Here is a 12,525-nt window from a genome sequence, read left to right as displayed (position 1 = left end):
AGGCGAGTTTAAAAGTTACTGAATTCGGTGTAGGGCCAGTTTGGCCAGATTAATCAGGGCCTGACGATATTCGGAGTCAGGTAATGCCTGTAAGGCATCAATTGCAATTTCAGTTTCTTCTGTAGCACGTTGACGGCAATAATCCAGCGCACCAGATTCATTGACAATTTGAATGACCTGTTCCAGATGTTCCGTACCGCCAGTCGCAATACTGCGACGGATGATTTCATGTTGCTCACCGGTGGTGTTTTTCAGTGCCGCAATCAATGGCAGGGTCGGTTTACCTTCCATGAGATCATCACCAATATTTTTGCCGAGCGTGTCCGCATCGGAAGTGTAATCTAAAATGTCATCAATAATCTGGAAAGCATTGCCGAAATGTCCGGCAAAGGTTTTTAAAGGCTGACGGAATTCGTTTTTGTCCGACAAAATGGCAGCACCTTCTGTTGCCAGTTCAAACAGGCGCGAGGTCTTGCCATGAATAATATTCAAATAAGTCGCTTCAGTGGTTTCCGGCTGATGCTGGGATTGTAGTTGCAGCACTTCACCTTCAGCAATTTCACAGGTACCGGTCGAAAAATCTTTGAGCAACACCATGTTGTTCAGATCGACCAGCAAATCAAAAGCACGTGAAATCAGAAAGTCACCCACCAAAACCGCAGTCTGGTTATTCCAGGTAGCATTGGCCGTCGGGCGGCCGCGACGCAGACCGGATTCATCTACCACATCATCATGCACCAGTGTTGCGGTATGCAGCATTTCAATAATTGCAGCCAGTTTACGGTGCGGTTCTAAATTTTCAGCACCACACGCCTTGGCGGCCAAAAGGCACATAATCGGGCGCATACGTTTGCCACCCGCTTCTACCACATGTTTGCTGACGGCCATCACTAATGCAACTTTTGAGGTAATTCCTTCATTAATGAATGTGTCCATCGCAGCAAAGTCGTTAGCAACAGGAGCGAGAATATCTTGCTTAAAGTCGATGGTCATGTGAAAGAAAACCTCTAGTCTGGTAAATCGCTGGGCGTAGTTTAACAATTTATAACATGAGTGAAACCTAAGAAATGCATAAACTCCACTAAAAATCAGCTTTTTATAGATCTTATGTAACCTGAGTTCGATATAAAAAAAGAGTAGAAAAAAAGCCCTGTTTTTGTAACATATTGGTTCTCAAGACAAAATGTTATAAAACAAGGCTTCTCAATGGATCATATTACCGAATTATTTTGTATTTTGGATGATTTCTGCAAAAAATTTAATGAATCTTTAGAGAAAGCTTTAATTTCTAATCAAAAAACCAGGTTGAAAAAGTCAGCTTTAAGCTTGTCTGAAGCAATGACCATTGTCATTTTATTTCATCAATCCGGTTTTAGATTCTTCAAATATTTTTATTGCCAAATGATCGTTCCATTCTGGAAATCTGCTTTTCCTAAACTGCTTAGCTACAACCGATTTATTGAAATCATGCCCCGTTGTTTGCAAGCTCTGAGTAGTTTCTTCCATCAGGTGAAAGGAAAAGATACGGGAATCAGTATCATTGACTCCACTAAATTGGTAGTTTGCCATAATCTTCGGATTAAAAGGCATCGTGTATTTAAAGGCTTGGCCGGTCGTGGAAAAAGTAGTACGGGTTGGTTTTATGGTTTTAAATTACATCTCGTTATCAATAATTTAGGTGAAATTATTAATCTCAAGCTGACATCGGGAAATGTTCATGATGTTGCTATATTAGAATCTTTAACTCAAGAATTAAAAGGGATCCTACTCGGAGACAAAGGCTATTTGAGCAAAGCAAAAGCCGAAGCTTTAGCAGCAAGAGGACTGAAAATATTGACCCCATCACGTCGGAATATGAAAAATAAACCCATCCAAACTGAAGAAGAAAAACAATTACTTTGCAGAAGAGGATTGATCGAAACAGTGAATGATCAATTAAAAAATTTACATCAACTTGAACATTCACGTCATCGTTCGGTAAATAATTTCATGGTGAATATCATGGCTGCTGTAGTGGCTTATTGTTTGAACCCCAATAAGCCAACTTTCCAAAATATGCTAAAAGGTTAAGTGGATTTCATCGAACTCAGGTTATGTAGATTCGATCCATATTTCGAGCCATAAAAATCAGGAAAGGTCAGGGGGCGTGGCCCTATTCGTCAGGCTGAGTATATTAATCAAACTGGCCGGATTTCTGCTGTATTATTTTGTTGCTGAATATATCTTGAGTATTTGATTTGATAGAAATTATTTAATAGTTAAATAATTAGCGCATCCTGCTCATTATTATTTCAGTAAAATGGCTTGTTGTTTTTTTGAATATCCCTTAAAATCCTCGCCTTTAGATATCCCCCCAGTGGCGTACGTCTTAAGTTCGATATATTCCTTTATCGGCACGACGACACGGGCTTGTTTGGAGTACATTATGTACGCAGTAATCCAAAGCGGTGGTAAACAGCACCGTGTAGTTGAGGGTGAAACCCTTAAAGTAGAATTATTGAAAGCTGAAACTGGCGCGACTATTACGTTTGATGACGTATTGATGCTTGTTAACGGTGAAAGCATTCAAATCGGTGCTCCAGTTGTTGCTGGTGCTACTGTAACTGCTGAAGTAGTTAGCCATGGTCGTCACGACAAAATCCGCATCATCAAAATGCGTCGTCGTAAACACTACCGTAAACAACAAGGTCACCGTCAATGGTTCACTGAGTTGAAAATTACAGCTATTTCAGGCTAATTACGAGGAGTAAATAGACATGGCAACTAAAAAAGCCGGTGGTTCGACTAAGAACGGTCGTGATTCGAATCCTAAGATGTTAGGTGTTAAAGTTTACGGTGGTCAAACTGTAACTGCAGGTAACATCATCGTTCGTCAACGTGGTACTGAATTCCACGCTGGTCAAAACGTTGGTATGGGTCGTGACCATACATTATTTGCTACTGCTGATGGCGTAGTAAAATTCGAAGTGAAAGGTCAATTTGGCCGTCGCTACGTATCTGTTGACGCGTAATCCGCTGAGATAGAAAAAAAGCCCACAGTTATTGTGGGTTTTTTTATGCCTGAAAATTAATGTTCAGATTAAGCGACATTCCATAATGTAAAAATTGTCCTGAAATCTTCATGATGATGAACAAAAAAACCAGTTTCGAATTAATAACAATACAAAAGTTCTTATTTTCTATCATTTTAGCTTTTAATTTTCGTTTAAGATGAGCTATCAAATAAATTGCGATCAAGCAAAATATAAGGGTGAAATTATGAATATGCTTCGTAAAACCGTCTGTGCTATGGCTCTGGGTGCAGTGACTTTAGCACCGGTGATGAGTACAACCGTGTTTGCTGCACCTGTGGCAGCTTCGGAGCAACAGGCAACAGCCAGTCTGGTCAAACAGCTCAATCATGTGCGTAGCATGACAGCAAATTTCGAACAAAGTACCAAGGTAACCAATCCAAGAGCGACCCAGAAAAAAGGTTTGACCGCACAACATATGAATCAAACCTTTAAAGGGGTGATGAAAGTCGCGCGTCCGGGTAAATTCTATTGGGAAACGACCGCACCGTCGAAGCAAGTCATTGCAACCACGGGTAAAACCGTATGGATTTATGATCCGGACTTGCAGCAAGCCGTTCGTCAAAGCTTAGATGAACAGGTTGCCAATACGCCGGCGTTATTGCTGTCAGGAAACACCAGCCAGATTATGCAGTCTTACCGGGTGACTCAGCCAAATAAAGGCAAAACCTATTACACGCTGTATCCTAAAAATACCGATGGTGTGTTTGAAAGCCTGACCATTAGCTTTGGCGCGAACAAAGCACCAAGCTTGATGATCTTGCAGGATTCATTGGGACAAACCACCAATATCAAATTTAGCAATGTAAAAGTAAATAGCAGTATTCCAGCCTCTACCTTTAACTTTACTCCACCAAAAGGTACGGACATCATTGATCAATAAGCATCAATATGAACCAACTAAAAAAGCAACTTTTCGAGGTTGCTTTTTTATTGCCGATCATCAGGATTGTTTTGGACAGGCTACAAGGTTCAGCTATATCTAAACACGAGAGCATCTTAGAATAAATAAAAGTCGAGTCAATGAAATTGCAAAATTTTGGGAGCTCAAAATGAAGATTAATCTATTTAAAATTGCTGAAATTTACGCTGTTTTATTACTCACTGTGGGTGTGTTGGGTTGTCAGCCTCAATCCAGCTCAGTGGCAACGCTCGCGCAAACAGATCGGGTTGTGCAAATTGAAGCCAAAACCGTTCCAATTAAAGGGGCAGCCAAAGTGGTATGTGAAATAGAAGGTTGTGTGCGCTTCGATCTACAAACGGTGGACAGCAATATTGACTGGATTAATCAATATTTTATTGAGCGGATACAGCATACCGAACCTGTTGCATTCACCAAAATCACCCAGAAAAATCCTAAAAAAGCTGATGAGCCGCATTATCTGGATCAGCGCTTTATCAAGGTAGAATTTATTGGTCAGCACGCTTATCTGGCGACTTTTGCCTTAAAAAGTTCCAATCTGGCGAGGAGCAAAAATGCTTCTCTGAAACATGTGGAATATATCAATTTTGATCTAAAGCAGAGAAAACGTTTGGCCCTCTCCCAACTATTATTAAATGGCGGTGAGCAGAAACTGCTGAATGCAATGTATCAGGCCAATACTCAATGGCTGAATACGCAGGGCATTCAACCACAGCAGTTAAAATTGAGTGATAACTATTATTTTGATACAACAGGTCTGGTGATGGTGTATCCAGCAGGCGAATTAGCTCCCGCAGCAACAGGAATGCCTGAATTAAAAGTGTCCTATGTGGATTTAAAGGAAGTGATTCAGCCTGAATATTTAGCCATTTTGCAGTAAGAAGCTTCCTAAATATTGTGCTAATAGGACGCAGCCAGGGTCATGGTCACTGTATTTTTTGACGTTAAGAGCTTACACTATAGCCAGTTTTTTTCTTCTGCAAAGATTGATTATGATCGACCCGAAATTACTCAGAAATAATATTGAGGCTGTAAATGTAGCCTTGGCAAAACGTGGTGTTCAACTCAATGTTGAAGAGTGGGCATCCCTAGAAGCACGCCGTAAAGAGATTCAGTCCAAGACAGAAACACTGCAAGCTGAACGTAATGCCGGTGCCAAACAAGTCGGTCAAATTAAAAAAGCAGGTGGCGACGCATCTGAAATCATGACACGCATGTCTGCGATTGGTGATGAAATCAAAGCAGCTGAAGCAGCACTGGCTGAACTGCAAGCTGAGCTTGAAGAAAAATTATTATCTATTCCAAACTTGCCAGATGAAGCTGTGCCTGAAGGTAAAGACGAAAGCGATAATGTGGAAATCCTGAAATGGGGTACACCGCGTGAATTTGATTTCGAAATCAAAGACCATACGGATCTGGGCGAAATGATGGGCGGTCTTGAATTTGAAACCGCGACCAAATTAACTGGTTCACGCTTCAGTGTATTGAAAGGTCCATTGGCGCGTTTACAACGTGCCATTACCCAGTTCATGCTAAATACGCATACTGATCAAAATGGTTATACCGAAGCCTATGTGCCTTATCTGGTCAATGCAGATTCATTGCGTGGGACTGGTCAGCTGCCTAAATTTGAAGAAGATCTGTTTAAGCTGCAGGGCGAAAAAGAGTTTTATCTGATTCCAACTGCTGAAGTGCCAGTGACGAATTTCGTACGTGATGAAATTATTGATGCAGACCGTCTGCCACTGAAATATGCAGCGCACACGCCATGTTTCCGTAGCGAAGCAGGTTCTTATGGTCGTGATACCCGCGGTTTGATCCGTCAGCACCAATTCGACAAAGTCGAAATGGTTCAGATTGTAAAACCTGAAACTTCGATGCAAGTGCTTGAAGAATTGACTGGCCATGCTGAAGGCATTTTGCAAGCACTCGGACTTCCATATCGTAAAATTTTACTTTGTGGTGGTGACATGGGCTTTGGTGCGACCAAGACTTATGACTTGGAAGTCTGGGTACCAAGCCAAAATACCTACCGTGAAATTTCTTCATGCTCAAACATGGGGGATTTCCAGGCGCGTCGTATGAAAGCGCGTTACCGTGCTGATCAGAAGAAAACTGAATTTGTGCATACCTTGAATGGTTCAGGTCTGGCCGTGGGTCGTACTTTACTTGCAGTAATGGAAAACTATCAACGTGCCGATGGCTCCATTGAGATTCCTGAAGTATTACGTCCATATATGTGTGGTGCGACTTATATCGACTAATTGTCGATCTCAGCATCCCTAAATGTGCATGAAAATTGCATAGACAGTCAGATTTAAAATTTTGAGGTAGTTCGTGGATATTTTTCCAATCTCGTTAAAGTTGCAACAGCAAACTTGTCTGATTGTCGGTGGTGGACATATTGCATACCGTAAAGCACTTCTCCTACAAAAAGCAGGTGCGATCATTCATGTGATTGCGCCTGAAATTGAAGAGAGTCTGCTGCGAATTGTGCAAAATAGCCAAGGACACTATGTGCAGGCAGCTTTTCATCCTGAAGTTGCATTACGTCCATATCGACTGGTAATTGCGGCAACTGACGATGCAGAGACCAATCGTCAGGTCTTTGAACTGTGTGAAGCGGAAAATGTCCTGGTCAATAGCGTTGATGATCCGCCGCATTGCCGATTTATGGTGCCTGCGATTATTGACCGTTCGCCATTGGTCATTTCGGTCGCATCGAATGGTACGTCGCCCGTGTTATCACGGCAGATCCGTACTCAGTTAGAAGCCGCTATTCCGCATGGTATGGGCAAGCTGGCTGAATTTTCAGGAAAATGGCGCAGTACGGTTAAGGCTAAAATTGTCAATCCGGATGAACGCCGTATTTTCTGGGAAGATTTATATGCCGGTCCGCTAAAAGAACAGGTGTTCAACGACAATATCGCGGAAGCAGATCGCCTGATCGAGCAAGCATTACAAGAGTGGCAAAAGCCAAAAGGTGAAGTCTACTTGGTCGGTGCGGGTCCGGGTGATCCAGAATTGTTGACCTTAAAAGCCTTACGTTTGATGCAGCAAGCCGATGTGGTGATTTACGACCGACTGGTCTCAGCGCCAATTATGGAGCTGTGCCGCCGCGATGCGGAAAAGATCTATGTGGGTAAGGCGCGTTCCAATCATGCGGTTCCGCAAGATGGGATTAATGCTTTATTGGTCAAATATGCCAGTGAAGGAAAGCGGGTTTGCCGTCTGAAAGGTGGTGATCCATTTATATTCGGGCGTGGCGGCGAAGAGATTGAAGAGCTATTCGCTGCTGGGATTACTTTCCAGGTGGTTCCAGGGATTACCGCAGCTTCAGGATGTTCAGCCTATGCCGGTATTCCATTAACCCATCGTGATTATGCGCAAAGTGTGCGTTTCCTGACCGGTCACTTAAAAGAAGGTTCGCCAGAATTGCCTTGGAGTGAGTTGGTCTATGAAAACCAGACCTTAGTGCTTTATATGGGGTTGGTGGGACTGGAGAAAATCTGTGCAGAATTAATCGCTCATGGTCAGCGAGCCGACATGCCAGTGGCCTTGGTTTCTAAAGGTACGACGCCTGAACAGAAAGTTGTAGTAGGAACGCTTGCTGATATTGCATCCAAAGTGTCCGAACATCAGATTCAAGCCCCGACTTTGACCATTATTGGTGAAGTTGTACGCTTACGTGAACAATTGCAATGGCATGAGCGAGGATAAGCAAAGCACTGCTTTGTCCGAGCGCAAGACGAAGGCTGTGCCTGAAGTAAGAGGATAAGCAAAGCACTGCTTTGTCCGAGCGCAAGACGAAGGCTGTGCCTGAAGTAAGAGGATAAGCAAAGCACTGCTTTGCCCCGAGCGCAAGACGAAGGCTAGGCCTGAAGTAAGAGGATAAGCAAAGCACTGCTTTGCCCGAGCGCAAGGCGAATGTTGTGTCTGAATTAAATATATTGAGTGAGTAAGCTGTGATCCACGTTGTTTTATATGAGCCTGAAATTCCTGCAAATACAGGCAATATTATTCGTCTGTGTGCCAATACAGGAGCACAGTTACATCTGGTCAAGCCGCTGGGTTTTGAGTTGGATGACAAAAAGCTGAAACGTGCCGGTCTGGATTATCACGAATATGCCAATATGCAGATTTGGGAAAACATCAAAGACTGTCTGGCCGATTTGGCAAGCAAAGGCATTGGGCTGGATGCAATCTATCCATTGACCACCAAAGGTTCTGAAACACCGCATACTTCGGATTTAAACCGTCCTGTGGCCTTGTTAATGGGTCCGGAAACTCGTGGTCTGCCTGAACATGTTCGTATGATGTTTCCGCAAAAGCACTGGATTCGTTTACCGATGGCAGAAAACTCCCGAAGTTTGAACTTGTCGAATGCCACTGCAGTAATTGTCTACGAAGCTTGGCGTCAGCAAGGTTTTAAAACGCTTTAAGCTGAAATTTGTGATGATTCTAAAAGCTGCCTTTGGGTGGCTTTTTTATTTTGTGTAACGAATAGATAAACTGCTTTTCACTTCGTTGTATGCTTGAATTTATAACTTTATCAAATATAACAAAAGGTGCAGCCTTGAAGCCTCTATTAAAACTTATCATCGCATGTTGCCTTGGATCTATTGCGGCTTCCGTGAGTGCGGAAGAGGGCAGTGCCGCCACATCGGCAACAAAGGAAGTTCAGTCCATTACTCAGGCAGAAATACAGCAGGGTTTGCTCAACATGCAGAAACGCTTAGATACGCGTATTGAAAAATGGGGGAAGAGCTTGGATGCAGATGATTTTCAATGGACCTGGCGAGGGCGTAAATTAAAGCCCGCCAAGCGTGAGGAAGTCTGTGATATTTTTCAGGATGTCGTGGATGAAATGTATCAACTGGCCGTCAAGAATAAAGCCCGTTTAGGTCCGGAAGAGCAAAAGTTATTGTCTAATCGCAGTCTGTTTATTGAGAAACTGGGTTATGAAAATAATCGGGTCAATACCCAGATGGGTTTTGATTGCTATCTGCATTAGTAAAATCAAAACATGACAGACATAAAAAAGGCGCATGAAGCGCCTTTTTTATTTGAAGCAAAACGATATTATTTATCGTCAAATTCATTGTGCTGAGGAGCAGGGTGCTTGAAGCCTTTGGTTTTATAACCTAAGTACAAGATACCGCCAAATGCCCAGATCAGACCATATTTAAGCGAAGCTTCATCGACTTCTAGCCACAGAGCAAAGACTGAAATGAAGCCAAGTAAAGGAACCACGACAAAGTTCATGATCTCTTTAGCACTCTTGGTACGACCGTCACGTAATGCATAACGTGAAATCACCGACAAGTTGACGAAACTGAATGCAGTTAAGGCACCAAAGCTGATCAACGACACCACAAAATCAAGATCCATAAAGCCAGCAGTTAAAGCCACTGCACCAGCGATTAAGATGTTGTATGAAGGTGTATAGTTTTTCGGGCTAATATGACCGAAGATCTTCTTGTTGATTACGCCATCACGACCCATTACATACATCAGACGTGATACACCCGCATGTGCTGAAATACCAGAAGCCATGACTGTCACAATTGCGAAGTAAAGTACGACTGTCTTAAACGCCACGCCACCTACAGCTTGTAAAATATCCGGCTGTGTTGCAGCGATATCTTCAAAGTAAGTTTTTGGATCATTCGGGAAGAAGATCTGCATAAAGTAAGTACTGATGATGAAGATGATACCTGCCAATAATGCAGTCAAGAAAATCGCTTTAGGTAAGGTTTTCTCAGTATCTTTGGTTTCTTCAGCAAGAGAACTTAAGGAGTCAAAACCTGTGAATGAGAAACACAGTAAGGTTGCACCGGTAATCAGGGCAGCAACAGACGTAAACTCATTCCAGAATGGCTCTAAACTCCACAATTGATACTTTGCATTGACCAGTGTGCCGTCTGCATTTACACCACCTTCCAGAAGTTGGTAAACCATCCAGGTGAAGTATGCAATGACGCCCAATTGTACGAATACAATCATACTGTTGAAGTTGGCAACAAATCTCGCACCACGAAGGTTAATCGCGGTCATAAAGGCGGTTAAACCAATGACCCAAACCCAATGGTTCATGTCTGGGAAAAGTGCTTCCAGATAAATCACCGCCAGAATGATATTGACCATTGGCGATAACAGGTAATCCAGCAAGGATGACCAACCCACCATGAAACCTACGTTCGGGTGGATGGATTTTTGCGCATAGGTATAGGCCGAACCCGAAGAAGGGTAGCGACGAATCATATGACCATAGCTCAAGGAGGTTAACAAAATTGCAATCAGTGCAAAAATGTAAGAGGTGGGAACGTGGAAGTTACTTTCTTCAGATACCAGACCAAATGTATCAAACAAGGTCATGGGTTGAATATAAGCTAAACCAATAATAATGATGTGCCAGAGTCCCAGCGTTTTTTGCAGTTTAGCTGCCGATTGAGTCCCAGAGATATTAGTCAACGGCGTTATCCTCTTAATCGTTGATCAAGGATCAGTCATATTTATAAGGATCGTTTGAGACGAACGATCCCCCCTACAGTTTTCTATAAAAGTCCGCCAATCTACTTGAAAAGAACGGCTTTTGCTAGCTATTTTTTGACTTTTGTCCTGCATAAAATGTGCCATTCAAAAATAGAAATCGAATTTTTTCTTATGCAAGATAAAAGCCTGATGTTTAAAAAAACATCAGGCTAGAATTTCGGCTATATTGGCTTATTTTTCAGTAATTACCAAGCCTTTTTTAAGATAGATTTTAAATCTTCCAGGGTAGCTTCTTTCGGGTTATAAATGATGGAACCATCATTCAGGGCTTTCTCTGCCACTTCATCGAGCTGGGCTTCAGAAATCTTACCGGTTTCACGTAATGTGCGCGGTAATTTGGTGAGACTGTAAATCCGGTCACGCATGGTTAGAATCGTTGCAATAGTTTTGTCAGCACGTAGATGCGCCGGCGTTTGTGCATAAATATCGGCACCCGCCAAAGGCAGGAGCAGATCTGCGATTTTATCGCCATTGACCTCTTTGTTGTATTCCAGCACATAAGGCAGGAATAAGTTCATGCATAAACCATGCGGCAGGTGTACCACTGCACCCAATGAGTGCCCCAGTGAATGCACAATGCCAACCATCGAGTTGGAAAATGCAATTCCCGCCATGGTCGATGCCTGTGCCAGCTCCAGACGGCCTTGTGCATCGGAAGGGTTATCCAGCACATTAAATAGGTGGGTACTGATCTTTTTGACTGCGGCGGTGGCATAAGCATCCGAAATCGGATTGGCTGCCATGCAGGTATAAGCTTCGACCGCATGGGTCATAGCATCCATTGCGGTCATGGCGGTTAAATGTGGCGGCAAGGTCTGGGTCATGCGGGGATCCAGAATCGCAGCATGCGGCATCAGATAATAAGAGGCGAACGGCATTTTGACGTTCTTTTCAGTGTCCGACACGACAGCGACCATGGTCACTTCTGAACCTGTACCAGATGTGGTTGGAATCACAAAGAACGGTTTCAGCGGTTTAGGCAAGTTATGTGCACCCGAATATTTCAGCAGGTCATCACCGCCTTCCGATACCAGAATATTGGTTGCCTTAGAGGTATCAATGACTGAACCTCCGCCCACAGCAATGATCGCGTCGCAATGATTTTCGCGATACAGCTTTGCCGCACTGCGCACTGTACCCAAGCTAGAGTCGGGTGGTACATCATCAAAAATCGCTACAATTGCAGCATCTGCCATTTCAAATGCAGCTTCAATTGGTGCCAACAAATTGTTGGCACGGACGCCTTTGTCGGTAATGATCAGCGGACGTTTGGCCCCTAAAGTCGCAAGTTCAAACGGAATATGTTCTAACGCGGCATGACCGGCAATCACTTTGACCGGACAGAAAAATTCATAATAAGGTTTAGCCATGTTATACACTCCGTTTCAAATAGGATTGAGCGATTTTCAGATAAATACTGCTCGCTTCGCTTAGTTTTTCTTTTAGGCTTAGATTGCTTGGATATTCTTTCACTGCCAGTTGTGCCACCATTTTCGGCAAAATCAGTGCTTCCATTTTATTCAGGCAGCGAACGAGGCGAATGGCATTGGAAATATCGCCATCAGCAATCATACGGTCATGGGCAAAAGCCTGTGAGGTACTTTCCTGAAAAGAAAACACCAAAAAGGCATGGTGCAGATGTTTAAAGGTAATGATCAAATCAGGTGCTTTTTCCAGATTTTTAACCAGTTCCAGTTGTTTGTCCTCAGTGACCCGCGCTACAAAGGCCGGGCCATGCGGAAAGACTTTCATGGAAAGAGTAAAATTTTCTGGAAAATGGGCCACTTCCTGTTTGATTTCTTTATCCACCTGACTTGCCATGACCAGACCTCGGCCAATCACATCCATCATGAGTTTGACATAGGCAAGCTGCAAAGCGGGTTTTACGGATTTAGTCGCAATCACGTGATGATCCCTATCTCAATATTATTAGTTTAGAGTAAATACTCTAATTTATTTGGGGTTGAAATGCAAAGG

13 protein-coding genes are annotated in these 12,525 nt (G+C 43.1%); 9 read left to right on the top strand and 4 right to left on the bottom strand.

Features of this window, described 5'->3' with window-relative positions:
- Window positions 1-15: 15 nt before the first annotated feature.
- The gene (sdsA, locus tag F890_RS05045; protein ID WP_005265900.1) at window positions 16-993 is read right to left on the bottom strand and encodes an All-trans-nonaprenyl-diphosphate synthase; all 978 of its coding nucleotides are present in this window, start codon (window positions 991-993) and stop codon (window positions 16-18) included.
- Window positions 994-1,206: 213 nt separating this feature from the next.
- On the opposite strand from sdsA, the gene F890_RS05040 reads away from it, so the two are divergent.
- The 9 genes from F890_RS05040 to F890_RS05000 all read left to right on the top strand — a co-directional run bounded on the left by F890_RS05040 (window position 1,207) and on the right by F890_RS05000 (window position 9,007).
- Window positions 1,207-2,070 carry an IS982 family transposase gene (locus F890_RS05040; RefSeq protein WP_004679438.1) on the top strand — a complete coding sequence of 288 codons (864 nt, stop codon included), beginning with the start codon at window positions 1,207-1,209 and terminating at the stop codon, window positions 2,068-2,070.
- 355 nt (window positions 2,071-2,425) lie between these two features.
- Entirely contained in the window at window positions 2,426-2,737 is a 312-nt protein-coding gene (rplU, locus tag F890_RS05035) for a 50S ribosomal protein L21 (RefSeq protein ID WP_004280640.1), read from the top strand.
- A 19-nt stretch (window positions 2,738-2,756) separates the two neighbouring features.
- Window positions 2,757-3,011, top strand: a complete 255-nt coding sequence (gene rpmA / locus F890_RS05030; protein WP_004280639.1) for a 50S ribosomal protein L27 — start codon at window positions 2,757-2,759, stop codon at window positions 3,009-3,011.
- 247 nt (window positions 3,012-3,258) lie between these two features.
- Window positions 3,259-3,954: an outer membrane lipoprotein periplasmic chaperone LolA gene (gene lolA / locus F890_RS05025; RefSeq protein WP_004280638.1), complete on the top strand. Its 696-nt coding sequence runs from the start codon at window positions 3,259-3,261 to the stop codon at window positions 3,952-3,954.
- 169 nt (window positions 3,955-4,123) lie between these two features.
- On the top strand, window positions 4,124-4,873 hold the full coding sequence (locus F890_RS05020) for an RsiV family protein (protein WP_005265898.1): 750 nt from the start codon (window positions 4,124-4,126) through the stop codon (window positions 4,871-4,873).
- Between the two features lie 112 nt (window positions 4,874-4,985).
- The gene (gene serS / locus F890_RS05015; RefSeq protein WP_004731908.1) at window positions 4,986-6,257 is read left to right on the top strand and encodes a serine--tRNA ligase; all 1,272 of its coding nucleotides are present in this window, start codon (window positions 4,986-4,988) and stop codon (window positions 6,255-6,257) included.
- A 73-nt stretch (window positions 6,258-6,330) separates the two neighbouring features.
- Window positions 6,331-7,713 (top strand): siroheme synthase CysG, encoded by a 1,383-nt coding sequence (gene cysG / locus F890_RS05010; protein ID WP_005265897.1) that lies wholly within the window; start codon window positions 6,331-6,333, stop codon window positions 7,711-7,713.
- Between the two features lie 245 nt (window positions 7,714-7,958).
- Window positions 7,959-8,435, top strand: coding sequence for a tRNA (cytidine(34)-2'-O)-methyltransferase (locus tag F890_RS05005; protein WP_005265896.1), 477 nt, complete (start codon window positions 7,959-7,961; stop codon window positions 8,433-8,435).
- Window positions 8,436-8,524: 89 nt separating this feature from the next.
- Window positions 8,525-9,007 carry a hypothetical protein gene (locus tag F890_RS05000; RefSeq protein WP_005265895.1) on the top strand — a complete coding sequence of 161 codons (483 nt, stop codon included), beginning with the start codon at window positions 8,525-8,527 and terminating at the stop codon, window positions 9,005-9,007.
- A gap of 68 nt (window positions 9,008-9,075) precedes the next feature.
- On the opposite strand, the gene F890_RS04995 is transcribed toward F890_RS05000, so the two are convergent.
- The 3 genes from F890_RS04995 to F890_RS04985 form a co-directional block, all read right to left on the bottom strand.
- Complete coding sequence (locus tag F890_RS04995) at window positions 9,076-10,467, bottom strand: APC family permease (protein ID WP_004731900.1); 1,392 nt, start codon at window positions 10,465-10,467, stop codon at window positions 9,076-9,078.
- Between the two features lie 266 nt (window positions 10,468-10,733).
- Complete coding sequence (locus tag F890_RS04990) at window positions 10,734-11,918, bottom strand: iron-containing alcohol dehydrogenase (protein ID WP_004280629.1); 1,185 nt, start codon at window positions 11,916-11,918, stop codon at window positions 10,734-10,736.
- Window position 11,919: 1 nt separating this feature from the next.
- Window positions 11,920-12,453, bottom strand: coding sequence for a hypothetical protein (locus tag F890_RS04985; RefSeq protein WP_004280628.1), 534 nt, complete (start codon window positions 12,451-12,453; stop codon window positions 11,920-11,922).
- Window positions 12,454-12,525 lie beyond the last annotated feature (72 nt).

Origin of the sequence: Acinetobacter sp. CIP 64.7 (genome assembly GCF_000369745.1) — a bacterium.
Taxonomy (GTDB): Bacteria; Pseudomonadota; Gammaproteobacteria; order Pseudomonadales; family Moraxellaceae; genus Acinetobacter; species Acinetobacter fasciculus.
Note: the sequence above shows the minus strand (reverse complement) of the source record. Positions and strands in the feature narration are given on the sequence as shown.